This is a genomic window from Burkholderiales bacterium (assembly GCA_035518095.1).
Lineage (GTDB): Bacteria > Pseudomonadota > Gammaproteobacteria > Burkholderiales > JAHFRG01 > JAHFRG01.
The window spans coordinates 23,507-46,928 of sequence record DATIXX010000041.1; the positions used below are offsets into that span (position 1 = coordinate 23,507).

At 54.5% G+C, this 23,422-nt stretch carries 20 protein-coding genes; 8 read left to right on the top strand and 12 right to left on the bottom strand.

Features of this window, described 5'->3' with window-relative positions:
* Positions 1 to 28: 28 nt before the first annotated feature.
* The 6 genes from VLV32_07390 to VLV32_07415 form a co-directional block, all read right to left on the bottom strand.
* Positions 29 to 2,242: a PQQ-dependent dehydrogenase, methanol/ethanol family gene (locus tag VLV32_07390; protein ID HUL41712.1), complete on the bottom strand. Its 2,214-nt coding sequence runs from the start codon at positions 2,240 to 2,242 to the stop codon at positions 29 to 31.
* Complete coding sequence (locus VLV32_07395) at positions 2,239 to 3,090, bottom strand: c-type cytochrome (GenBank protein ID HUL41713.1); 852 nt, start codon at positions 3,088 to 3,090, stop codon at positions 2,239 to 2,241. The genes VLV32_07390 and VLV32_07395 overlap by 4 nt, the downstream gene beginning before the upstream one ends.
* Positions 3,087 to 4,730 carry a cbb3-type cytochrome c oxidase subunit I gene (locus tag VLV32_07400; protein HUL41714.1) on the bottom strand — a complete coding sequence of 548 codons (1,644 nt, stop codon included), beginning with the start codon at positions 4,728 to 4,730 and terminating at the stop codon, positions 3,087 to 3,089. The genes VLV32_07395 and VLV32_07400 overlap by 4 nt, the downstream gene beginning before the upstream one ends.
* Entirely contained in the window at positions 4,717 to 5,217 is a 501-nt protein-coding gene (locus tag VLV32_07405; protein ID HUL41715.1) for a cytochrome C oxidase subunit II, read from the bottom strand. Before VLV32_07405 ends, VLV32_07400 begins: the two co-directional genes overlap by 14 nt.
* Positions 5,218 to 5,290: 73 nt before the next feature.
* Complete coding sequence (locus VLV32_07410) at positions 5,291 to 5,500, bottom strand: hypothetical protein (protein HUL41716.1); 210 nt, start codon at positions 5,498 to 5,500, stop codon at positions 5,291 to 5,293.
* Entirely contained in the window at positions 5,500 to 5,772 is a 273-nt protein-coding gene (locus VLV32_07415; GenBank protein HUL41717.1) for a hypothetical protein, read from the bottom strand. The genes VLV32_07410 and VLV32_07415 overlap by 1 nt, the downstream gene beginning before the upstream one ends.
* Between VLV32_07415 and VLV32_07420 the strand changes: the two genes are divergently transcribed.
* The 3 genes from VLV32_07420 (at position 5,771) to VLV32_07430 (ending at position 7,295) form a co-directional block, all read left to right on the top strand.
* Entirely contained in the window at positions 5,771 to 5,923 is a 153-nt protein-coding gene (locus VLV32_07420; protein ID HUL41718.1) for a hypothetical protein, read from the top strand. The genes VLV32_07415 and VLV32_07420 overlap by 2 nt on opposite strands.
* 893 nt (positions 5,924 to 6,816) lie before the next feature.
* On the top strand, positions 6,817 to 6,999 hold the full coding sequence (locus VLV32_07425; GenBank protein ID HUL41719.1) for a hypothetical protein: 183 nt from the start codon (positions 6,817 to 6,819) through the stop codon (positions 6,997 to 6,999).
* 113 nt (positions 7,000 to 7,112) lie between these two features.
* Positions 7,113 to 7,295 carry a hypothetical protein gene (locus VLV32_07430; protein HUL41720.1) on the top strand — a complete coding sequence of 61 codons (183 nt, stop codon included), beginning with the start codon at positions 7,113 to 7,115 and terminating at the stop codon, positions 7,293 to 7,295.
* A 168-nt stretch (positions 7,296 to 7,463) separates the two neighbouring features.
* On the opposite strand, the gene VLV32_07435 is transcribed toward VLV32_07430, so the two are convergent.
* A complete protein-coding gene (locus VLV32_07435) occupies positions 7,464 to 8,753 on the bottom strand; it encodes a cyclopropane-fatty-acyl-phospholipid synthase family protein (GenBank protein ID HUL41721.1) in 1,290 nt (429 codons plus the stop codon).
* 943 nt (positions 8,754 to 9,696) lie between these two features.
* Between VLV32_07435 and VLV32_07440 the strand changes: the two genes are divergently transcribed.
* Positions 9,697 to 10,104 carry a DUF6647 family protein gene (locus VLV32_07440; protein ID HUL41722.1) on the top strand — a complete coding sequence of 136 codons (408 nt, stop codon included), beginning with the start codon at positions 9,697 to 9,699 and terminating at the stop codon, positions 10,102 to 10,104.
* 44 nt (positions 10,105 to 10,148) lie between these two features.
* Here the strand turns inward: VLV32_07440 and VLV32_07445 are convergent, their stop codons facing one another.
* From VLV32_07445 to dxs, 3 genes are all read right to left on the bottom strand, one after another.
* Positions 10,149 to 10,910, bottom strand: a complete 762-nt coding sequence (locus VLV32_07445) for a slipin family protein (GenBank protein HUL41723.1) — start codon at positions 10,908 to 10,910, stop codon at positions 10,149 to 10,151.
* Positions 10,910 to 12,298, bottom strand: coding sequence for a nodulation protein NfeD (locus VLV32_07450; GenBank protein ID HUL41724.1), 1,389 nt, complete (start codon positions 12,296 to 12,298; stop codon positions 10,910 to 10,912). Before VLV32_07450 ends, VLV32_07445 begins: the two co-directional genes overlap by 1 nt.
* Before the next feature lie 201 nt (positions 12,299 to 12,499).
* Entirely contained in the window at positions 12,500 to 14,407 is a 1,908-nt protein-coding gene (gene dxs, locus VLV32_07455) for a 1-deoxy-D-xylulose-5-phosphate synthase (GenBank protein HUL41725.1), read from the bottom strand.
* Positions 14,408 to 14,790: 383 nt separating this feature from the next.
* Here dxs and ispH point away from each other — a divergent pair, with 383 nt between their 5' ends.
* Genes ispH through VLV32_07475 form a run of 4 tightly spaced genes read left to right on the top strand, consistent with a single transcriptional unit; the run spans position 14,791 to position 19,610 of the window.
* Positions 14,791 to 15,762, top strand: a complete 972-nt coding sequence (gene ispH, locus VLV32_07460) for a 4-hydroxy-3-methylbut-2-enyl diphosphate reductase (GenBank protein ID HUL41726.1) — start codon at positions 14,791 to 14,793, stop codon at positions 15,760 to 15,762.
* Positions 15,763 to 15,770: 8 nt separating this feature from the next.
* Entirely contained in the window at positions 15,771 to 16,865 is a 1,095-nt protein-coding gene (gene hpnH, locus VLV32_07465; protein HUL41727.1) for an adenosyl-hopene transferase HpnH, read from the top strand.
* A 49-nt stretch (positions 16,866 to 16,914) separates the two neighbouring features.
* Complete coding sequence (locus VLV32_07470) at positions 16,915 to 18,678, top strand: ABC transporter substrate-binding protein (GenBank protein ID HUL41728.1); 1,764 nt, start codon at positions 16,915 to 16,917, stop codon at positions 18,676 to 18,678.
* A 56-nt stretch (positions 18,679 to 18,734) separates the two neighbouring features.
* Positions 18,735 to 19,610, top strand: a complete 876-nt coding sequence (locus tag VLV32_07475) for a VacJ family lipoprotein (GenBank protein HUL41729.1) — start codon at positions 18,735 to 18,737, stop codon at positions 19,608 to 19,610.
* Positions 19,611 to 19,800: 190 nt separating this feature from the next.
* Here the strand turns inward: VLV32_07475 and VLV32_07480 are convergent, their stop codons facing one another.
* Together VLV32_07480 and VLV32_07485 are read right to left on the bottom strand one after the other, a co-directional pair.
* Entirely contained in the window at positions 19,801 to 20,793 is a 993-nt protein-coding gene (locus tag VLV32_07480; GenBank protein HUL41730.1) for a lysylphosphatidylglycerol synthase domain-containing protein, read from the bottom strand.
* Positions 20,790 to 23,420: an MMPL family transporter gene (locus VLV32_07485; protein HUL41731.1), complete on the bottom strand. Its 2,631-nt coding sequence runs from the start codon at positions 23,418 to 23,420 to the stop codon at positions 20,790 to 20,792. Before VLV32_07485 ends, VLV32_07480 begins: the two co-directional genes overlap by 4 nt.
* Positions 23,421 to 23,422 lie beyond the last annotated feature (2 nt).

Sequence of the window (23,422 nt, forward strand, 5' to 3'; positions counted from 1 at the left end):
TTTGGTGACAGAGCTGGGCCTTGCCCTGCTATTTATTGCTCGCGGCCTTATCTTTATTTGATTTGTAGATAAGGTATTTGCGAATCGCTGTAGCCTGTTCGCGATCAAGCACTGTCGCGAAGGAAGCCATGCCGGCGCCCTTCAACCCACCATGGAGCAGGACATCATAAAAGGTCTCATCGGCGAGGTAACTGGACGCGCGGAGATCCGGGACCACCCCACCGCTCACTGCGCCTTCACCATGGCAGACGGAGCAGTATTGATCGAAGAGTCTCTCGCCGGAGGCAACTGTTTCCGCATCGGCGGTATCGGGCGGCGGATTGAGTACCAGTTTGGTCGTGTCCCGGACCGGGGGCAGCTTGGTCTTCCCACCCAGTTTGAACGCTAGCACCCGGCTGATGTTGCGCGTATTGCCGGACGCGCCCGACTGCGAGCCCTCCAACAAGGGATAGGCTCCGCCCCAGCCGACCATCACCGCTATATACTGCTCGCCATTAACCTCGTAGGTCACCGGCGCGGCCAGCACCGCGCTTTGCGTGGGCATCGACCAAAGTTTCTTGCCCGTGTCCGCTTGATAGACGATGAAATCGCCGGCGGCGCTGCCTTGTGCGACTATATTGCCGGCGGTGGTAAGTACGCCGCCGTTCCACGGCCCGATGTACTCTTCGCGCCACACCTCCTTTTGCTTCACCGGGTCCCACGCAAGCAAATAGCCCTTAACTCCGGTCGCATTTTGGGTCGCGGCACCTAGGTTCCAGCCCATGGCGGACGGCTTGTAATTCTTTACATTGGCGTACTCCATCGGGATCTCCTGCGCTGGAATATAGACCAGCCCCGTTCGCGGGTTGAACGCCATAGACTGCCAACTGTGGCCGCCGAGCGCGCCCGGCAGCATGTGGGCCGGCTTACCGGTCTTGTCATAGCGGATATCGGGATTCTCGATCGGCCGGCCGGTCTTCTGGTTTATACCGCGCGCCCAGGTAACCGGCGTGAAGTTCCTGGCTGAAATGAACTGCCCGGTCTTGCGGTCGAGAACGTAGAAGAATCCATTTTTGTTGGCCTGCATCAACACCTGCCGACGCTTGCCGTCAATGGTGAGGTCGGCCAGGATCAGGTCCTGGACAGAATCGTAATCCCATTCCTCGCCGGGGGTGGTTTGGTAGTGCCAGACGTAGGCGCCAGTATCGGCATTGATCGCAACAATCGAGGACAGGAACAAATTGTCACCCGCGCCTGCGCTGCGGTACCCCTGGTTCCACTCGACGCCGTTGCCTACGCCGAAGTAGATAAGGTTGAGCTCGGGGTCATAGGAGATGCTTTGCCAGACGGAACCACCGCCACCAAGCTTCCACCATTCGCCGTGCCAAGTCTTGGCTGCCATGGCCATGGCTTCGTTCTCGAACGGCTTCGCGGGATCGCCCGGCACGGTGTAGAAGCGCCAGACAAGCTTGCCGGTGTCTGTATCATAGGCTGAGATATAGCCGCGGAGACCGTACTCGGCGCCGCTCGAGCCGATGATCACACGCCCTTTCACTATTCGTGGCGCCTGCGTGAGGGTAAAGGCCTTGCTCTGATCGCCGGTCACAACGCTCCAGGCCAGCTTGCCGGTCGCCGCATCCAGTGCCACTAGCCTCCCGTCAAGCGTGCCCACGTAGATCTTGCCTTTCCAAGCGGCGACGCCTCGATTGACAGCGTCGCAGCATCCCTTGACCAAATAATCACGCGGCACTGCAGGATCGTACGACCACAGCAGTTTGCCGGTCGCAGCGTCGTACGCCTTAACCAGGCTCCATGCGGTCGAGACATACATCACGCCGTCAATCACAAGGGGTGTCGCTTCCTGGCCGTGATCTGTATCGAGGTCGGCGTACCAGGCGAGGCCAAGCTGCGTCGCATTGCCCGCCATGATCTGCGATAGCGGGCTAAAGCGCTGCTCGCTGTAGGTCCGACCATAAGTTGTCCAATTGCCGGGGTCCCGGTCGGCGTTGATAATCCTGGCCTCGTTTACATCGGCCATGGTGCCAGCGGTCCCTGCCTGGCCGATTCCGAGCCCAGCAAGGGAGACCACCACAGCCGCGATGGCTCGAATCGAGACCTGCTTGCGACGGCCGGCGTCAGCCAGGGTTACCAGGAACCGATCGTTTGCTAATTTCTTGACCACCAAAAAATCTCCGTGGTTGATGTTGGGCCATTTTGTTCGAGGTACGAGAGTTATATTCTTGTCACAGAAATCGTAGATCATCGCTCTGCTCGCACTGTGCCCGCGGAACCATATAAGGCTGCAACAACATGCATTTCGACCGGCGTCAATTGTTTTGCGACAGTGCGCATCTGCTCATTGATGTCGTTGCGACGTATGCCTTGGGCGAATGCCGCGAGTTGGTGCTCGATATACGCCGGCTGCTGCGACTCGAGCGCCGGAGCTCCGAGCTTGTGACCGCCGGGCCCATGACAGGCGGCGCAGGCCGGAATGCCGCGCCCTGGGTCGCCAGCGAATACGAGGCGGATCGCAAGATCGCTTTCCCGGAGGCTTCGCCCGCCTTGCGGAATACGCTCGCCGCCGACAGCCGGTAAGCCATTTGAACGGTTCATGAAATAAACCGCAACGTCAGCCATGTCTTGGTCAGTCAGAAATGTGGCCACTGTGTTCATGACGAGCACCTGGCGTTTGCCAGAACGAAAGTCCTCGAGCTGCTTGTAGATTACAACCGCATCCATTCCAGCGAGAGTCGGGATCAGCCCCGACGCGCTCACACCTTCGGCGCCATGGCAGGCAGCACACTGCAACGCGATTGAGGCGCCACGTTCCGCGCTGCCAGCACCGATTTGATCGAGCGTGCTGCGGGTCCACGCAATCCGCGTCGGGATGTGCAGGGGTGGTTGGGGTTCATTCGCAGGTCCATTGTCGGCGGTGAGCCCAAGGCCCCGGCAAAGCGCGCCCCATAAACCGAGTTGTGGACCGTTCTGCTGATACCGGGGCAGCACAAAGATACCCAGTGCCAACGGAACAATGGTCAGCAAGAATAGGAAAATCCAGCCTTTCCACCGCCAGGGATTGTCGAGCTTGAACAGCCCGCGATCGCCTCTCATCGCTGCCCTCCGTCACGAGCAGCCCGGCTTATCTCATAGGGCGGGACCGAATGCGGATTGAGGAGGAAGAACTGTCCGATCGGAAAGCCGTAAGCGACCAGCATCAACACCAGCAGGACCATATTCCAGACCCCAAAGCTGTTGAGCGCCGCGGGCACTCGCCTCGGCGGGTTCACTGCAATTGCATAACGCAGCGGTGTGCGGACCGTTTTCTCACCGAAATGCGAGCGGACGAGAATGACGATTAGGAGGATCGCCGAAAGCAGCAGGACCACGCCGCCGATGACCGAGACCACGACCAGCGGACCCATCGCCGCGATGAACGGATCGCTGTAATCGAACACCGCGACGCGACGCGGTTGTCCCATCAGCCCAGTAATGTGCCATGGTATCGTAGTGATCAGCATGCCCCAGAACCACAGCCATAATTGCCAGCGGGCGAGGTGCTTGGAGCGCAGCGGTTTGCCCGTGATGTGGGGCCACATATCGTAGGCGATCGCAAAGTACATGATCACGACGGCGCCGCCAAAGATGAGATGGAAATGCGCTGTTACCCATGAAGTGTTGTGAATCATAGAATTCATGGCGTAGCTCATGTTGATGATTCCTCCGAATCCACCTAGACCGAGCATCACCATCGATAGTGCGACGGCCAGCACCATCGGCTCGTCCCATGGTAGTGCGCGGATCCATCCCAAAAGTCCGCGACCGCCACGGCAGCGCCCGGCGATCTCAAGACTGGCGGATATCGAGAACACCGTAAGCAGTGTTGGCAGAACAACCAGGAACGTGAGGAAGGACTGAACGAACTTGAAGCTGGGACCATGCTCCGGATCGGCAAACAGATGATGCAGGCCGACCGGCAGGGCGAAGATGAGAAACATGATGAAGGTGAGGCGGCCCATGGTGTCACTGTACAGACGCCCGCCGGCCCTTTCCGGGACCAGGGTATAGAAGGCAATATAGGCCGGCATAAGCCAGAAATAGACGATGCCGTGCAGTGTCACGGAGAAGAGTGTGCGTGCCAGTCCAGCGTCGATTAACGAAGTCCAGCCGAAAGCTGCCGGCAGCAGGATGCCAACCAGTTCAACGCCGGCGCCGCTTGCCGTCCATGCCCACATCATCGCCGTTGCGGTGATTGCAAACATGGGAAGCGGCACGGGTTGCCCCGGGTTGTCGCGTTTCCATGCTGCCATATTGAGGATCATTAGCACCACCCAAATCATCGAGCCGGCTACGACGAGAAATACGCCGCCGTAGTACCAGCCGCTGGCGAGCAAAGGAGGATAGAAGGTGTAGAATACCGACGCGCGGCCCGCGAGGATTGTGGCGGCCGCCATGATGGTCCCGATTACGCAGATCACGAAACCGATCCACGCCGCCGTTATGCCGCGAATGGGGCGCTGCAAACTGGTCGCCGTGACCGCATAGCCAAATCCCATGATGAAGAAGGTAGTGATTACGTAGGCCATCACCGTACCGTGCAACGTCACGGAAGCATAATAGGCGTCCGGATCGTCAAGGGGGGCAGGCAGCGGACTGCGCATGAGCATCTGCCAGGCGCCCAAAAAAACGGCGGGCAGGAACGCCGCAAAAGCGACCCAATAATGATATAGCGATAGGCGGTTACCGTTGTGCACAGTTGGTCCTCTCAACAAACCACCTCAACGCAGGGTACTGCTCCTTGGGCACCACAACGACGCGGGACCACATACCGTGATGACCGACACCGCAGAACTCGTTACATGGCATCTTGTATTCGCCAGGGGTGTCGAAAATCGTGCGGACTTCGGCGACGAAGCCCGGCACCACCATGGTATTCACGTTGGTGTGGGCGAGAAGAAACCCGTGGATTACATCGGCGCTGGTCAGACGGAACTTTACTGGCGTAGCGGCAGGCACCCGCACGCATGCCGGCACAAAACTGTACTGCTCGGCAATCATCCTGACCGTGACTGAGCCGTCCGGCTCAAGCGCCGTGCCGAGATTGCTTTCGGCGAATTCGCCGCCGAGATGTAGGGTCGTCGGGTCGATGGTTTCTACATTGCTGGGCGGGTGAAGCGCGTGGGCAATGCCGGTAACCACGATGATTGCCAGCATTACGACGAGCATCGCGATCATCAACATGAACCAACGCCGCTCCGTGCGATCAACTAGCTCCTCCGGAACGATCCCATCCGGGAGCGAATTGGGTAGATGCTCAGCCAATGGACCCTCGCGGCAGGAACAGTAAGAAATAGAAGGCAAGCCAACCGAGAAGCAGCAGCGCCACCGCGATGCCGGCCAGGAAGAACGCTCCGCGCGGTCCACGTTTGAGCGCTTCCGCGGCAGCGGTCAACCCGTTCGGGTCCGTTTGCTGCTCTGGCAATTTAGAGGCTGAGCGATGCGCGTCGTCGGAACGCTCGGACATCAACTTATCTCCCTATGCCACGTCGCCGCGTTGGTGTACGCTTTGCCTAAATCGCTGAAGTATTGGGTTCGCCGCGATTCCGGCACGAACTTCATCCAAGGCAGCGGGATCGACGGCAGTAACGTAGCAGGATTGCTGGCGTCTTGCAAACTGAGGAGAGAGACAGCCGCGATCAGGACCGATTTGGTGGCAGGATTGGCCCCATAGCGGCTCATGTATCGGGCGACCTCGCCGCCGCTCATCGAGAATCCGACGAGGTTGGCGTCCTTCATGGCAAGCGTCTTTGGCAAACTTTCCTCGGACACGTGTTTTGCGAGCGGCGTGATTGACGCCGCGCTCCATCGAATTGTCGCTTTCGATGCTTTTGTTGCCGGCACCAGTTCCTCAGGTGCCTTGAGTCAAGGTTTTCACCTTAACGTTTAAGCAATCAAATTGCTCACAGGGTACGGATCGAGCAATAGCAGTTCTTTCCATTTCTTGCGCGCTTTTCCATTTCTTGCACAATTCTTCCAGTGCGAGATTTCTAGGGCCTTACGAGTTCGCGAATATAAATGAAGAAGTCGGTATGTTTCGACCTCCAGCTCAAAAGCCCGCACTCAAGGCGACAAATGCGGGAAGAGGGACACGGCTTCGCAGCCACCGAATTGAAACCCAGGATCGAAAGAGCGGATCTTGGGCGTACGGATTCCGGCGCAATGTTGATTCGGGTCCATCATCCGTTGCGAATTAGTGAACCTTTCAACCGCTAGGAATCGTAGCGTCGTAAAGTTATTGCACCAGAGCCTGCCGGGCCGGTTCCCACAGAACGTCCGGGGAATATACGTGACTCGTTCTGCCAAACAACGATACAAAGACTTTGCGAGAAGGGAGAAGAGTGCCTGTTTCTGAATACTCTTTACGGTCATCGGAACGATTTGGTAGCTATCACCGGCAACTTTCAGTTCTCCTGACACAATTCCAAAATCCGTAAATCCACTGAATCATAAGGTTTGCGCGGTGATCAGGGAGCCATTTGGATACCAAGCTTGACGATTGCTGAGCAAGGCATTACCAAAAGCCTTTAACGGGTCTTGAATAGCTAACCATGTGATAGATATTCGTATTGATCTATCATATCGCGGCTTTCCTATCGCGGCACACAAAACATTGTATTAGCATGCTACGATATCTCATTTAATCAATGCAATGAGCGGCTATTGCAATGCAGCACAATTGTGCAAGAATTGGAAACAAGCGCACGAAACGAAAAGAATTGCTCTTGCGCCATCGGTATCCTGACACATGGGTACTTTGATTACTGAATTTAGGAGAAAACCATGGCTGAACCTTTGGGCAGCAAGAAATTGGAACGGGAATTGCAATTCTGGCGTCTATTTGACTTTGATGACGCGGAACCCGAATTTGAGGGCTATGGCGACAGCCCTGGCGACGAAACGGAGCTGATGGTGATGTTAAGCGGCATGGTCGGCGGCCAGCAGCTCCATCACGAAACCGAGTAGTTTTGTTCACGGGGACAACCACGTCCCCTTGTTTACGTATTACGTCACGGCCCTTCCTTAATGCGATGTGGAAACGGACAAAGTATAGGGTAATTCAGGATCAGGAGATCGCTATGTTAAAGCGAGAATTGAAACTGATTGAAGCACGGGACAAGTTTGGCCGTCCCTTTGCGCACGAGCCGGGCAGTATATTTCAATACACCAAGGCCGAAATGCACACCGGTATCGACTGGAAGAAATACCGGCACAAGCCGCAACTCGTGGCTGTGCCGGAATCGCTAAAGATGGTTAAATAAATGTTGCCGACGCTTAAAATCCGTTTCTAAGAATGCGAGGAAGTAGCGCTGCGTTCGGGAGGCTGCTTACAGGTCAAAGTCAAGAACAGCGTCATAAAATGCGCGCTATTCTGACAGCAGACCGGCACTCGTGGCTTCGCACTCGGTGTCAGGGAGAAGAAAGCACCTTTACCGGTCGTAAAGGTATGCCCGAGTCCACGGGATGTCGTTGTTGGTCCCGCGGGTGAACAGCACTTGAAACAATTGCATGTCGCCATTGCTGAACGAAGCGATCGACCCCGCGAGATACAGGCGCCAGGCGCGCACAAAGCGTTCGTCGTACATTTCTTTCACAAGGCTGCTGGCGTTCTCGAAGCGCTGCAGCCAATGCTTAAGCGTTAACGCGTAGTGCAGTCGCAGATTCTCAACGTCGAGCACGGAGAAATCCCAGTCTTCCACTACTTCCAGCATTTCACGCAGCGACGGTGGGTAGGCGCCGGGAAAAATGCGCTTTTCAACCCATGCATTTAAGGGATTAGGCCGGTTGCGTCCAATACTGTGGATGAGCCCGCGTCCGCTTCGATCCAAACAGCGGTCAATGACGTGACGAAGCTCGCGATAATACTCAGGGCCGACATGCTCAAGCATGCCAACTGACATAAATGCGTCAAAGCGGCCGCTGGCATTTCGGTAGTCGTCCTCAATGAATTCCACGCGATGCTCGACGCCTAACGCATGCGCGCGCTCTCTTGCATACGCAATCTGCTCATGTGAAATATTGAACGCCTTGACCCGCGCCCCATATTGAGTGGCCATGTGCAGCGCCAGCGCGCCCCAACCGCAGCCAGCTTCAACCACAGATTCTTCCGGCCGCAATCTGATCTTGCGACAAACGTGATCCATCTTGGCAATCTGCGCCTGCTCCAGCGTGATGTCGGGACTGGAAAAATACGCGCAGGTGTAAACCAGCTGCCGGTCGAGCCACAGCTTGTAAAACTCGTTTCCGATATCGTAATGATGGTGGATGTTCTCGCGCGAGTCGGCGAGTGCATTTGAATGACGACGGTTTAGCCACTTGGTCAGCCGGAGCCGCAGGCCTGAATCGCGCATGCGTGCCAACCCCTGATAAGTGACTTCCATGAGCTTTACCAGGTCTCCGTCTACCTCAATCAGGCCGGTGCTGTAAGCGTCGCCAAAGTACAATTCCGGATTGATCAGTAACTTGAGCAGACAGGAAAAGCTCCTGATACGGATATCGACCACCGGGCTACTCGCGGCGGTGCAGATGGACTCGCCAGTCCAGAGCGTAATCCGAATAGGCGGGTTCCCCAGTGAACCAAGAAGCGACCGCACGATGTACCCCTCCACCCAACGCGTAGAGCGTTGTCCAGGTGTGTCATGCGCCCTGTCAGTCCGTGAAATCCCGACATCCCCTTCATTAGGTGAAACCCCGAATAGTTCCGGATCTTCCCGATTCATAGTAATACCCTCCACAACATTCTAGGTGTCAACACAACAATAGGGAAGAGTTAATTGTGCGGTATTGATAAAAGTCAAATGCATTGCGCAATCCCGCGGTCCCCGTCACCCTGATCTGTTGCCATCAGCCCGCGCTCGTCATCGGATCTGTGTTCATGCCAAATATACACCGCCGTATTGGTTGTCGTCCATGGTCGCCCGCATCCGCCTGCGCATCTGTATCAAGTATCAAGTATACCTGCCGCACTCGATAGGCAGCTCACTGTGTACTGCCGTGAGTCTCCCCGCAAGATAGGATTGGTAGTTGTTAAAAAAACGAGAATCACGCACTGCATACGTTATCACCTGGCTTTTTTGGTCTAGAGCATAAATATGTTTTCTCATTCTGAAATTGAAATCGGTTTGCGACCTGTCAGTGATTCGGCTTTACATCTTGAGCAGCTGTAAGAATGCTGCTCGAGCAATTTTGGCTGTAAGTAGGCATTTCTTTAAACCCAGTGCAGGTTGGTTGGTGCACCTCCAATGTAAAGACTCTCAGCCTGTTATGTTCTGCACCTGTAAATCGATAAACCGATCTACGCTATAAGCAACGTTAAGGCTTGTGCGCAAGATGAACAGGAAAATGCTCAATTCCATATTTTCTTCAATCACGCCGACGATTTCCGGTGCCGACACTGGCCTTGGCACACCAAAATAGGGCACGCAGGGAGGAATTAATGAGACGTGTGTATCTAACCAATTGACTCACACTAGATTTATTGCCTTGGTACGAGAATTGCTTTAGCTAAAGTTGTATCGTGCAATCGAATGGGCGTTGATTAGGATACATGCGGCCGCCCAAGATCGTTTGCCCCTGGGTACGAGCTGCTCGATTTACGCTCGCATTCGGATTTAAAGGACGAACCGCGGCCTTTAGATGCGGACCGAAGGGAAAAGGTGCATCATGAATGACCTGTTTGCAGCCTTGTTATCGTGGGCAGTCTTATTGTCCGGCTATCCTGCACCCGCTGTACCGCCCGAGGTTGCGTTTGTTAGTCATCAACAGCTTACCGAAATGGCATGTAACGGGACCGAGTGCAAGGTCATAGGATTCCACCCGCCCGGGTCTATGCGCGTGTACATTGACAACCGTTTGCATCCTGAAAAGAGCACATTCGCAGCTTCGATCGTCGTTCATGAATTCGTCCATTACCTGCAGCAATCGGGAGGCAAGTATGCGCTTCATTACAGCTGCAGCGACGCCCTAGCAATGGAGCGCGAGGCGTACGATGTTCAATCCCGTTTTCTGGTGGCTCACGGCATATATCGGGTGGTCGGAAGCGCCATGTACGATGCGACATGCAGCCCGTGATCTGGAGCGCTTAAACAAGCAACCTCCGGCTTTTTCCCGCTGCGTCAATCTTTGCTATCCTTCTTCGCTCCAATTAGTGTGTTGATTAAATCCATGGGTAGCGGAAACACGATCGTAGTATTCTTATCCGAGCCGATCACTGTCAGCGTTTCCAGATAGCGCAGCTGGATTGCCAGCGGCTGCTGTGCTAGTATCTTGGCTGCCTCATATAGTTTTTCGGAAGCCTGCAATTCGCCTTCCGCGTGAATAACTTTTGCGCGCCGCTCGCGTTCTGCTTCTGCCTGGCGAGCAATCGCCCGGATCATGGTTTCATTGATATCGATTTGCTTGATTTCGACGTTTGAGACCTTGATTCCCCACTGGTCGGTATGGGCGTCGAGAGTGGTTTGAATATCCAAATTCAATTTTTCGCGCTCAGCCAGCATTTCGTCCAGCATGTGCTTGCCCAGCACTGAACGCAGAGTGGTCTGGGCAAGTTGGCTGGTTGCAAGCAGGAAATTTTCCACCTGGATGACGGCTTTTTGAGGGTCCACTACTCGGTAAAATACTACGGCGTTGACCTTAACCGAAACGTTGTCGCGCGAAATCACATCTTGACTCGGCACATCCAATACCACGGTGCGAAGACTCACCCGCACCATTTGCTGAATTCCGGGAACGACGACGATCAACCCAGGACCTTTCACTTTCCAGTACCGACCCAAGAAGAAAATTACTCCGCGTTCGTATTCCCGCAATACCTTCAGCGCGGAAAATGCCAGCACCAAAACGACAACCAATACACCAAAACTGAAATTAAAAGCCATTAGGTTTCTCCTTTGTCGGGTAACGATTCCGGCACGACATCAAGCGTCAGACCATGTATTTTCACGACCCGGATCTTTTGCCCTCGGTTCAGTTTGACGGCGCTCTGTACGCGCCAATTTTCACCGTGCACTCGCGCCCAGCCTTGCCCTTCGAAATCTTCGGTCACTTCCCCGGTACTGCCTATTAGCTCTTCGCGCCCGCTGACTACCGGGCGATTGCGGGCTTTGACGACCATGCCCATGATCAAAATCAAAAACAGGGCACTGGCTGCGCCGATTCCAAGTATTAGTGGCAAGGAAATCCCGTATCCCGACGCTCCGGTGTCGAAGAGAATCACGGACCCGATAACAAAAGCAACGATGCCGCCCAATCCAAGTGAACCATAGGTAGGAAAATAAACCTCCGCGATCATGAAGGCAATTCCCAAAAGTATCAATACAAGACCGGCATAATTCACCGGCAGCAACTGAAAGGCGTATAGGCCAAGAATCAAGCAGATCAACCCCGCAACCCCGGGCAACACGTAGCCGGGGTTGGAAAATTCAAAAAACAGCCCATAGATGCCGATCAACATCAAGATATACGCGACACTCGGGTCGGTAATTACCGCGAGCGCTCGACTGCGCCAGTCCGGCTCAAAGGAGATCGTCTGGGCATTCTCGGTATTTAACTCGCGTTCCCCCCCCAGCACATTGAGCTTGCGGCCGTTGAGCTTCTTCAGTAACTGCGGCACATCATCGGCGATCAGGTCTATTACGCCGAGTTTCAATGCTTCTTCCGCCGAAAGGCTTACCGCTTCGCGCACTGCTTTTTCTGCCCATTCCGCGTTCCTGCCGCGCAGTTGGGCCAAACCGCGAATATAAGCCGCCGCATCCTGGATCTGCTTGCGGGTCAATGTATCTGATTCGTTGCTTGCCTGTGGCTTGCGCGTATTCTCCGGTTTTTCGGCCCCCTGTTTTTTCTCGGGCTCGGGGGTTCCAGGTCCGCCGGTGCCTGGGATTGCGCCGATTTGCACCGGTGTCGCGGCGCCCAAATTGGTCGCGGGTGCCATCGCGGCGATGTGGCTCGCATACAGAATGTAGGTGCCTGCGCTGGCTGCGCGCGCTCCGCTGGGCGCTACGAAAGTCGCAATGGGTATGGGCGAAGCAAGTATGTCCTTGATAATGGAGCGCATGGAGGTATCCAACCCGCCCGGCGTATCCATTTGAAGTACCACCAGTTCCGCGTGCTCCTTACTTGCCAACTCCAGACCGCGGTGAAAGTAGTCGGCGGTGGCGGGTCCGATAGCTCCGTTGACAGAAAGCACGACGACGCGCTGCGAGTCTGAAGCAGCGGCCCACGCAGGGAAGGTCAACAAGAGGAACAGCAACAATCGCATTTTGGCCATTGAAGCTAGAAGCGGCCCGCCTGTTTAACTATAGCGTGTCCGGCCAAGCTAAATGCCATAAAAAAATTCCACCCAGTGCCTGTATTACGCCCGGCTTGATTTTGGTAATGCCGAATTTAACCCCAGCAAAATGAAGAGCTATTGGCGTGGGTTTAGGAACGTACAACTTACGCTTACGCCGACGGCCGTAAATCTCCGATTTTATTTTCCTATTGCAGCCTTATTAGGCGAGATGCTGCTGGCATAGAAATTTTCCAGCATACGGTTTATCCCGTCTTTATCCAAACCTGCATCTGCGAGCATATCTTCGCGCGAACCGTGTTCTATAAAGCGGTCCGGAAGCCCGATATTGAGAATTGGGATTTGTACGCCGTGCGCTATAAGGCATTCATTAACGCCGCTACCTGCTCCGCCTGGAATTACGTTCTCTTCTAGGGTCACCAGGCACTCATGCGTGGTGGCGAGCTTGAGTATCATTTCATCGTCAAGCGGCTTGACGAATCGCATGTTGACCAGCGTAGCGTCGAACTTTTCAGCAATATCCGCGGCCGGGGTTACCATGGTCCCAAAGGCAAGCAGCGCCATTTTTCTCCCCTGACGGCGCAATTCCGCGCGACCAATGGGCAATGCTACCATCTCTTTTTGTACCGCTACGCCAGGACCATTGCCTCGCGGGTAACGTACTGCCGCAGGCTGATCCAGTCGGAACCCCGTGTACAGCATCTGACGGCATTCGTTTTCATCAGCTGGCGCCATGATCACCATGTTGGGCAGACACCGAAGATAGGTGAAATCATAACTGCCATTATGGGTCGGCCCGTCAGGTCCGACCACGCCGGCACGGTCGATGGCAAACAATACAGGCAAATGCTGAATCACTACGTCATGAATAACTTGGTCGTAAGCGCGCTGCAGGAAAGTGGAATATATTGCGACTACGGGCTTCAAACCGTCGCAGGCCATACCGGCGGCAACCGTGACGCTGTGCTGCTCGGCGATGCCGACGTCGAAATAACGATCAGGATAGAGTTCGGAAAATTTCACTAATCCGGAGCCTTCGCGCATCGCTGGGGTAATGCCGACGAGTCGTTCGTCCAATGCCGCCATATCACACAGCCAGTCGCCGAACACTTGGGTATAGGTGAGGCTGCTCGGTTTAGATTTCGAAGAAACAATGCCAACTTTTGGATCGAACTTGGTGACCCCGTGATACTTTACTGGGTCAGCCTCCGCGGGCGCGTAGCCCTTGCCTTTGGTTGTTACCACGTGCAACAGCCGTGGACCCTTAAGGTCGCGCAAATTCTTAAGGATTTTAACCAGCATAGGAATATCATGGCCGCTGATCGGGCCGATGTAGTTGAAGCCGAGTTCCTCGAAGAACGTTCCAGGTCCGGGAGTGACCATTCCTTTCACGTGTTTTTCAGTGCGCAGGGCAAGGTCCCACATCGCCGGAATTTTGGCCAGAACTTTTCTACCACCTTCGTGAATAGTGGTGTAAAAACGGCCGGACAGCAATCGCGCCAGATAACTAGACAGGGCGCCGACGTTCGGTGATATAGACATATCATTGTCGTTGAGCACCACCAACAGGTCAATATCTTTAAGGCCGCCTGCGTGATCTAGGGCTTCGTATGCAAGACCCGCGGTCATACCGCCGTCGCCGATTATCGCTATAACTTTTCGGTCGCTGTTCTGTTTCGCTGCGGCAATAGCCATTCCGAGCGCCGCACTGATGGAGGTACTGGAATGCCCGGCGCCGAAGGAGTCGTACGAACTCTCCTCACGTTTTAAGAACGGAGATAGCCCGCCTTTTTGCCTGATGGTGCCGATGCGATCGCGCCGCCCCGTCAGAATCTTGTGCGGGTAGCATTGGTGACCCACATCCCACACCAAACGGTCTTCCGGCGTGTTAAAAACAAAATGCAACGCAACGGTAAGCTCGACAGTACCCAGTCCTGCCGCAAAATGGCCGCCGCATCCCGAGACGGAGTGTATGAGGTATTCGCGCAACTCATCCGCAAGCGGCACCAGCTGATCCTCATTAAGCGCGCGCAATTCTTCCGGAGTGTTGACGGTCGCGAGAATCGGGTATTCTGAAATTAGGGACATTATGTAGATTCTATACTGTTAAAGGTTATCGGTATCATACCGTATTTATTCCTTCCCTCCTGCGGAACCGGCAACAACTTCTTTTTTCTAAGTATTTTTGCTTGACAGCTTCTTGGGCGGGTACGTATTATATGCGACCGCCTAAACTGTGCCAACTATAGGATTTTAAAAATATAGTGCATTTCAAACCCCGCCCCCAGTTAGGGACCCTGTGTTATGATACCTGGGTCTGTTGCTGAAAATATTCGCCATGGATATCGGACTTTTGCCGCAAATTATTTTGAAGACTTCCAATTGAGTGTTCGATTGCAGAACTAATTTTGCTACAACGCTGTCTTTTAAGGTTGCTGTAACGATAAATCCTTACGCGTAAGGAACCATAGATGGAAGTAGTGCTTGCTCAGCCAAGAGGTTTTTGCGCAGGAGTTGTTCGCGCAATAGAAATCGTGGAACTCGCATTGGATATATACGGACCGCCGGTCTTTGTATTCCATGAAATTGTGCATAACCGGCACGTTGTCGAAGACCTTCAAACTCGCGGCGCGGTGTTTATAGAAGACTTGGACGCCGTGCCGACGGGCTCAGTCACGATTTTCAGCGCGCACGGAGTCTCGACGGCGGTCGTCGATCAAGCCAAGCGAAGAAATCTCCAAGTGATCGATGCGACTTGCCCACTGGTGACGAAAGTACACTTGCAAGCACAACAATACAGCCGCCGTGGGTATGAAACCATCATCATTGGCCATATTGGACACGAAGAAGTGGAAGGCACAATGGGCTCGGTCGAGGGTCCCGTGTATGTGGTTTCGACCACAGGGGACGTCGCCGCTCTCCAGGTAAAAAACCCCGACAAGCTCGCTTACGTTACACAAACCACGCTCAGCATCGACGACACGCGTGATGTAATCGATGTCCTCAAGCAGCGCTTTCCCACGATACAGGGCCCGGAACTCGATGACATTTGCTATGCGACGCAAAACCGCCAGAATGCGGTGAAAGCACTGGCCGACGAAGTGAACCTGCTGCTCGTAGTCGGCGCGCGTAACAGCTCCAACTCTAACCGCTTGCGAGAAGTCGGCAAGCAGCACGGCGTGCCCGCTTTTTTGATTCAGGACGAAACGGAACTCGACAGGTCGTGGTTTCAGAATATTAAAAAGGTTGGCATTACTTCCGGAGCATCGACTCCTGAGGTACTGGTGCAAAGAGTGCTCGACAAGCTACGCAGCTTTGGGGTAAATGTCACGCGTGAACTCGATGGCATCCGCGAAACCACGACCTTCCGCCTGCCCAAATCATTGACGCTCAAAAAAGCTGAGCAAACCAAGACTGAACCGGTCGCGAAAATTAATATTTAGGATTGGCAATGGGAATTCCATTAATTCAACAATATCGTATTGCAAAATATGTGATCAGCCAGAAGCTGCGCCGGGCAAAGCGTTATCCCGTGGTTCTGATGCTTGAGCCGTTATTTCGCTGCAATCTGGCTTGCGCGGGTTGCGGCAAGATTGATCACCCGGAGGAAATTCTAAATAAACGCCTGACCCTGGAAGAATGCCTCGCCGCGGTTGATGAATGCGGCGCACCGGTGGTTTCCATTCCCGGGGGAGAGCCCCTGATACACAAAGATATAGTCAAAATCGTCGAAGGTATTATTGCGCGCAAGAAATTTGTCTATTTGTGCACAAATGCGCTGCTGCTGAAAAAACGTTTGAATGACTTTTCCCCTTCGCCATACCTTACATTCTCGATACACCTTGACGGCCTGCGTGAGCGGCACGATGCCTCGGTGTGCCAGGAAGGGGTGTTTGACAAGGCGATTGAAGTGACAAAACTGGCCCTGCAACGCGGTTTCCGAGTGACTGCAAACTGCACCGTATTTCAGGGTGAATCGGCCGAGGAAATCGCTGCCTTCATGGATTACTGCATGGAGCTCGGCGTGGAGGCCGTGACTATTTCTCCGGGGTACAGCTATCAACATGCTCCGCAGCAAGAGATATTCTTGCGCAGAAGCGCAAGCAAGCAGCTATTCCGCGAAGTATTCAAGCTGGGAAGAGGCCGCAGGTGGCGCTTTAATCAATCGAGCATGTTTCTTGATTTTCTGGCGGGGAACCAGGCTTATCAGTGCACTCCGTGGGGCAATCCAACCCGCAATGTTTTCGGTTGGCAGAAGCCGTGCTATTTGCTTGTGGACGAGGGTTACGCTTCCAGTTTTAAGGAATTGATGGAAACCACACAATGGGAGGCCTACGGCGCCGGCCGCAATCCAAAATGCGCCGACTGCATGGTGCATTGTGGCTATGAACCTACCGCGATAAATGACACGTTCGCCCGACCCCTGAAAGCACTCAGCGTTTTCCTGCGCGGCCCGAGGACTGACGGGCCTTTCGCGCCGGAGCTGCCTGTGAGCTATCCCGATTCCGCCAAGAACTTTATTCCGGTTAAGGTCAGCAAGCATTAGGCGGCTGCATGCCTTGCATTAGGGCAAGGTTACAGGCTGATGGTTTTCCATGACCGAGTTGCTCGTGATCGCTTTAGTTACGGGATCAGCCCTTATGTGGTTGGGATTGCTGCTGGTACCGTGGCGTCCTTGGTCTTCTGAGCCATTTCTCGACGCACAATCCGGCGGCGACGACTTGAGGGGTATCACGGCACTCATGCCCGCCCGCAATGAAGCGGCCGTCATCGCGAAAACGCTTGCTGCGTTAAACATCCAGGGCCGCAATCTTTCGTTGGTCGTGGTCGATGACCAATCTACGGATAAAACGGCAGAACTCGCCCGCCAAATGTGGGCTGACAAGCTTGCCGTAGTTGCGGGCGCGCCATTGCCTTCGGGATGGAGCGGCAAGCTGTGGGCTCTGGAACAAGGACGGCAGCATGTGAATACCCCGCTGGTGTTGCTCATGGATGCCGATATCGAGCTCAAACCCGGCATCATTAGCCGCCTGCGTGAACATATGCAACGGCATGATGTGGTTTTTATATCGCTGATGGCGGCGCCGATGATGTGCAATTTTTGGGAGAAATTGCTGATGCCGGCTTTCGTATATTTTTTTAAATTGCTTTACCCATTCCGCCTTTCGAACTCAGGCAACAGCACGGTCGCCGCGGCTGCCGGCGGTTGCATTTTGATGGAGTCCCGCGTGCTCGAAGAAATCGGCGGTTTTGCGGCGCTCAAGCACGAATTGATAGATGATTGCAGTCTGGCACGATGCGTTAAGTCACAAGGGCATAAAACATGGATCGGATTGACCCATTCGGCTTGCAGCATTCGTCCATATCGGCAAGTTAAGGACATCTGGAATATGGTGTCACGCACTGCCTTTACCCAGTTGCATTACTCATTCGGGCTGCTGTTGGCCTGCACCGGAATCATGGTTATTGCGTTTGGCGTGCCGGTTGCAGGATTATTCTTTCCCGGTGCCAGTGCCCGGTTTCTGGCGCTAGCCGCCTGTGGCGCCATGGCATTGTCCTATTTTCCCACGCTGAAGTTTTACCGCCGCTCTGGCTTCTGGGTCTTGAGCTTGCCGGTCGTCGGGATGCTTTATCTGTGCATGACCTGGGCGTCTGCTTTGCGCTACTTTCGCGGCGAGCGCGCACGCTGGAAAGGCCGTAGTTATGATGCGCGTGCAAGCAGCATGCATTCAGCGCTGCATCTGCTGTTGCAAGTTCTCGCAGCCGGTATGTTGATGGCGGCCCCGGCGGTGCCGCTTCATGCGGCGTCTGCCGAGAAAGCAGCGTCGGTGGTGGAACGTTTTCAAAGCACGCTGATTTCCGTAATGAAGGACGCAAAAAAGCTTGGCTACGAAGGGCGCTATAAAATTCTGGCCCCGGCGGTGGAGGAGAGCCACGATCTTCCAGGCATTGCGCAATTTGCTGCGGGCCGCTATTGGGATAAGCTCAGCGAGCAGCAGAGAAAAACCTACGTGGCCACTTTCGCCAAATTGAGCATTGCGACGTATGCCTATCGCTTTGACGACTACTCTGGCGAAGCCTTCAAAACAGTTTCGGAGGAAGCCATCAGCAATGGTGACGAGCTGGTCCATACCGTGCTTACCTCTCCGAACAGCGACAACGTACATTTCGACTATATACTGCGCCGCAAAGATGGAGTTTGGCGTATCATTAATATCATCGTCGACGGCGTAAGCGATCTGGCGATCAAGCGTGCCGAGTACTCCAATGTCATTCGCGACCAGGGCGGGGACGTGTTGATAGCCAAGTTGCAGGGACAGATAACTAATTATTCTAAGCCGGCAAGTACTAATAATTAAATCCTGTCGGCTAATTACCGCTGTTTTTGCAGTTTTACCAGTTAACAAGTGGAGCGATGGAACATCGTCAGCTGCAGGCTTGCATGAAAATAAACAAAAAAAATGCAGTCATGGTGCTGCTAACATGCGCTATTGTGCTGTCCACAGGGTGTGCCAGCACTCCCAAGGGAACCGATAACAGCGATCCTTATGAGGGGGTGAACCGCAAAATTTTCGCGTTCAACGATACGCTCGATCGCCATATACTCAAACCCGTTGCCGATGCCTATGTGAAAGTCACGCCTGAACCGGCTAGAACTTCGGTTTCCAATTTTTTTTCGAATCTCGGCTACCTTAATGTCGTTCTCAATGATTTTCTCCAGGGCAAGTTCAAGCAAGGTGCTGCCGACTTGTCCCGTTTCCTCATCAACAGCACCGTGGGTTCATTGGGGCTGGTGGATGTAGCGAGCAAGGTGGGGTTGAAGGCGCACGATGAGGATACAGGGCAAACACTGGCCAGGTATGGCACGCCTCAGGGACCTTATTTGGTGATACCCTTTCTTGGCCCAAACACGACGCGCAATGTGCCCGATTTAGGCACGAGCACCGTAACCAGCGGTTTGTTTTACGTTGGTACCCTTGTTGTCACCCTGCCTTTGGGTGCGCTGAAAGTGGTCAGCGACAGGGCCAACGCTTCAAACACCCTAAACATTGTCAACGAAGCGGCGCTTGACCGATATATATTCATACGTGATGCTTATCTGCAGCACCGCAATTACCTTATATACGATGGCCATCCTCCGCCGCCAAAATACGACGAAGACGACGGAAATGATGAAGCACCTGCGCAGACGCCTAAGTCAAAAGACCATGGAAGCGAAGGTGCGCCAACCTCGATGCCCAAATCCGAAGACGGGAAAAGCGATGTAGCGCCCGCTGAAGCCTCGCGGTAAAAGAGCGCGGTCCAAACAAGCGGTTAACCGTACTCGCGGGTCTCAATTCGGGATAAGCGCCTTTTCCCGTGGTGAAGTCAGGAGAGCGAAGTAAAAAAAGCATTAGAAACGGCAATTCAACAGTGACCAGCTTCGAACGCTCCTATAGAAAATTTCCAGCCGCGGCGTATCGTAAGAAGGAAAAACTTTCTCAAATCCGATCGCTTTTGCTGCGCTTGGCTCTAAGCCACAAGCGTCCACTTTCCTGTGCTTGCCATCCCAGGAGCGCTGGAATTCCGAGAAGCAGTACCCGCACGCGTTTTACCAGGGACAGGGCTAATCCCGTTTCCGGAGTGAGACCCAGCATTTGGCCCAGCAACATGTAAGCGCCTTCCTGCACGCCTAGCTGGCCGGGGACCACAAACGCGGCGCTTTTCACCGCGTAGCTCAGGCTTTCGAGAATCAGGGCTTCGAGGAAGCTCACCGGACTGCCCATAAAATACAGCGCCAGCCACACCTCGCCTGCGCTGATAATCCATGAGAAGAGATGTGTTACACCTGCGGCGGCAAGTGCGCGGCGTTCCCTGTAGAGTTTCTGGATGGTTTCGTGCACATTGCCAATTTTTCCCAAGGAAAGCCACACCCACTTGTCGGCGATTTTCTCGATGAAAGCTTCGACCAGCTTGAACATGCCTTTGCGCTGGGCAAGGACAAAACCGCCCAAGGCGAGCGCTGCTACAACAAGTCCGGCCGCAATCCAGCGCACCGTCTGCTCCGAGCCGCCAATGAGTACCAGGAGCACCAGTCCAAGCAGCGTGAAAAAAAATTGCGCGATGGCCTCGAGCGTAAGGTCCACAACCACGCTGGCGCCGGCGATTCCCGCCGCGGCACCGCGGAAGGTCAGAATTCTCGCACCGACGAGTTCCCCGCCCACCTGCATTACCGGCAGCAGGCTGCCAACCGCCTCGCGCACCAAGCGCGCCCAGATAAATACCGCCAGCGGTCTGCGCCACGTGTTGCGCAACACTCTGCGCCACGCCAGCGATGAGAACGTTACCGGAACAAGGTGATACGCGCTCACTACGACCATGCCCCAACCAACGGCGAGCAGCAGATCGGACACTGCAAGAAAACCGTGGTAGCCAATCAATAGAATCGCGGCGAGCAGACCCGCAACTGCGGCAATGGCAATGGAGAGCTTCATTTCCTGCTCTCGATGGCGCTCATGATGGCGGGCAGAACCACCAGTGTGGACAGCAGTGCGAACGACAGTGCCAGTGTCAGCAATAATCCCATAGCTGACATGCCGCGATTCTCGGAAAATGCCAAAGAACCGAAAGAAGCCACTGTGGTGAGGGCGCTGAACAGTACTGCGCGGGGTGTGCTGCTACGGAACAAATGTTCGACGTCCAGCCCGCTACGCTTGCGCACCACAAGGTAAATGCCGAAAGCGATCCCCAAGCCCAGTAATAGTGGCAGCGCGATAATATTGGCCAGATTGAGCGGCAGATCGAGAATGACCGAACTTGCCGCGGTCACCACCATAGCCAGAATCAACGGCAGTAGTACCAGAATTGCGTTATAGACGCTTTGGAATACCAGCAGCAAAAGCATTAACGCCGCGAACAGGGCGATAGCGGTGGCCTCGAGGCAGGCCTTGACCACCGTATTGCCGCCCTCGACCAGCGCCACGGGGGTCCCAGAGGCGTTGGGTACGGCCTCTTGGACTCCATACGCGAAACGACGCAAATCTTTGTTGTCGACGACGCTGAATTTAGGATAGACCTCGACGCGGGCTTGCCCATCGGCCGCAACATAGCGTTCCCGCAAATCTGGTGGAATATCCTTGAGCTCTATGCGCTTCGGTTGCAAAAGTTTTCGCAGCTGGGCAAGATTTTGAGGCAAATCGCTGACCACGCTGTCGCGCAGTTGCTTAAGTGTCTGGTCGGGCCAGCCCGGAGCCGATTTGAGTTTTTCCATAACGTTGGCCAGATGCGTCATGCTTGCGGCGAACACGGGGTCGGTACTTTTCTGACTCGCCTCGCTCAGCTTCTTCTGAAACTTCTCGAATGCTTGGCGTTCTTGTTCCGGGGTCGGGGGCGGCACCATCGTTGGTCTAATCAGGGGCTCAAGCACCAGCGCCATGTCGGCAATAATCGCCAGTTTCTCGTCCTGGTCATCGGGCACGAAACTATCGAGCGTCACTGCTTTGTCTACTACCGGAAGTGTTTCGACCTTTGCTGCGATTTTGTTAGCTTCATTGAGATTCTTGGCAAGGATGTCAATGGTATAAGGCGTGGCGTTCGGATCCTTCAACATAGCGAGGAAGGTGGACACAGATTCAGTATTCGGATCCTGCAGGTTGAGGGGATTGAAGTCAAAGCGAACCCGTGGCAGCAGGGCCAGCGAAATTGCTCCGACGAGCGCAGCGACGATAAGAATTCGTTTCCTGTAACGCCGCAGCGGGAAGCGCAACCGCGTAAGAACGCTGCTCTTCGGCAATCTGCTTTCTATGTCGACCGGCATAAGTTTCAGAAGCGCTGGCAGCAGGGTGAAATTGGAAATCAATGCGATGAACATGCTCATTCCGGAAATTACGCCAAGCTCGGCGAGCCCGCGGTAACTTGTGGGAATGAAGGAAAAAAAGCTGATGGCAGCAGCCACTGCCGCCAGCGTCAGCATCCCGCCGGCGCCATAGGCGGTCTCAGTTAAGGCGAGATCGTAGCTCTTGGTGCGGTGCAGTTCTTCCTTATAGCGCATCCCGAACTGAATACCGAAGTCCACGGCCAGGCCAATAAATAGCACGGCGAAAGTCACCGAAATTAAATTGAGGTGGCCGATGGCAAACGCGGTATATGCTGCAGTCCAGATCAGTCCGACAAACAGAGTAATCAGAATTGCCACCACAAGGCGGGCGGAACGAAGACCCGCGATCAAAATCAGGCACACCATTGTCGTTGATAAAAAAACCGCGATACCCGCCCCGCGCGAAACGCTCGCGAGCTGGTCATCTCGGATGGGGACGTCACCAGTAAGGCGCACGCGGACCCCGTGTTGGGGGTCGAGTTGAAGTTGCTGCGCAACGCGGCGGATGGTTTCGACCGCCTCCTGGCCCGGCCGCATCGAAGTGTAATCAAATTTGGGTTTGACGAGGAAGAAATGCCGCAGGTCGTTGCCTTGCGCCAGCGAGCCTTCGATAAACAGGCCGCGCCAGGATTGCTTTAGCTGTTGCCCGGCGAGCTGCGCTTCGGCGATACGGCTGATGCTGTCCAGCATTTTTTTCAGACGCCCTCGATAATCGGCGCTCAGATTTTCGTCGAGGGCGCGTCCAATCACAGTAAATAAGCCGCGCAAGCTCGGGTCTTGCGCCAGCGTGCCGAGAAACGGCGCCGCCTCGGTGAGGCGGTCGGAAAGCTGCAGCAGTTCTTTCTTGTCCAGGTAAAGCAGCCCGTTTTGGGAAAAGAAACTAGTTTGTTCCGGGTCATACACCGATTCAATATCCGTTTTTTCGCGTTTCAGCTGCGCGATCAGCGTCTGCGACGCTGCATTCGCTTGTTCCGGAGTATTGCCGTCAATCATCACCACGATGACGTCGGAATTCTGCGGAAAGGCTTTTTCCAATTGATCTTCCAATATGCGGAAATGCAACTTGGGATCGAGCAATTCGCTGGAATCGGTGTCGAGAACGGTATGTGTGATCGCATAATAAGAAACCACCACGGTGAGCAGCGCAATGCTGCCTACCACCCAGGTCGCAAAGCGTGCGCAGAACTCGACTATTCGCACTATGGCGCGGCGGTAGGTGTGCCCCACGAGAGCTAGCAATTCCATAC

Coding starts and splice junctions, on each gene's coding strand:
- VLV32_07475 (HUL41729.1), top strand. CDS start 18,735: ATGGAACATCGTCAGCTGCAGGCTTGCATGAAAATAAACAAAAAAAAT.
- VLV32_07425 (HUL41719.1), top strand. CDS start 6,817: ATGGCTGAACCTTTGGGCAGCAAGAAATTGGAACGGGAATTGCAATTC.
- VLV32_07405 (HUL41715.1), bottom strand. CDS start 5,217: ATGTTGATGATCGCGATGCTCGTCGTAATGCTGGCAATCATCGTGGTT.
- dxs (HUL41725.1), bottom strand. CDS start 14,407: ATGTCCCTAATTTCAGAATACCCGATTCTCGCGACCGTCAACACTCCG.
- VLV32_07390 (HUL41712.1), bottom strand. CDS start 2,242: ATGATCTACGATTTCTGTGACAAGAATATAACTCTCGTACCTCGAACA.
- VLV32_07485 (HUL41731.1), bottom strand. CDS start 23,420: ATGGAATTGCTAGCTCTCGTGGGGCACACCTACCGCCGCGCCATAGTG.
- VLV32_07445 (HUL41723.1), bottom strand. CDS start 10,910: ATGGCTTTTAATTTCAGTTTTGGTGTATTGGTTGTCGTTTTGGTGCTG.
- VLV32_07435 (HUL41721.1), bottom strand. CDS start 8,753: ATGAATCGGGAAGATCCGGAACTATTCGGGGTTTCACCTAATGAAGGG.
- VLV32_07480 (HUL41730.1), bottom strand. CDS start 20,793: ATGAAGCTCTCCATTGCCATTGCCGCAGTTGCGGGTCTGCTCGCCGCG.
- hpnH (HUL41727.1), top strand. CDS start 15,771: ATGGGAATTCCATTAATTCAACAATATCGTATTGCAAAATATGTGATC.
- VLV32_07430 (HUL41720.1), top strand. CDS start 7,113: ATGTTAAAGCGAGAATTGAAACTGATTGAAGCACGGGACAAGTTTGGC.
- ispH (HUL41726.1), top strand. CDS start 14,791: ATGGAAGTAGTGCTTGCTCAGCCAAGAGGTTTTTGCGCAGGAGTTGTT.
- VLV32_07410 (HUL41716.1), bottom strand. CDS start 5,500: ATGTCCGAGCGTTCCGACGACGCGCATCGCTCAGCCTCTAAATTGCCA.
- VLV32_07420 (HUL41718.1), top strand. CDS start 5,771: ATGGCAAGCGTCTTTGGCAAACTTTCCTCGGACACGTGTTTTGCGAGC.
- VLV32_07450 (HUL41724.1), bottom strand. CDS start 12,298: ATGGCCAAAATGCGATTGTTGCTGTTCCTCTTGTTGACCTTCCCTGCG.
- VLV32_07440 (HUL41722.1), top strand. CDS start 9,697: ATGAATGACCTGTTTGCAGCCTTGTTATCGTGGGCAGTCTTATTGTCC.
- VLV32_07395 (HUL41713.1), bottom strand. CDS start 3,090: ATGAGAGGCGATCGCGGGCTGTTCAAGCTCGACAATCCCTGGCGGTGG.
- VLV32_07470 (HUL41728.1), top strand. CDS start 16,915: ATGACCGAGTTGCTCGTGATCGCTTTAGTTACGGGATCAGCCCTTATG.
- VLV32_07415 (HUL41717.1), bottom strand. CDS start 5,772: ATGAAGGACGCCAACCTCGTCGGATTCTCGATGAGCGGCGGCGAGGTC.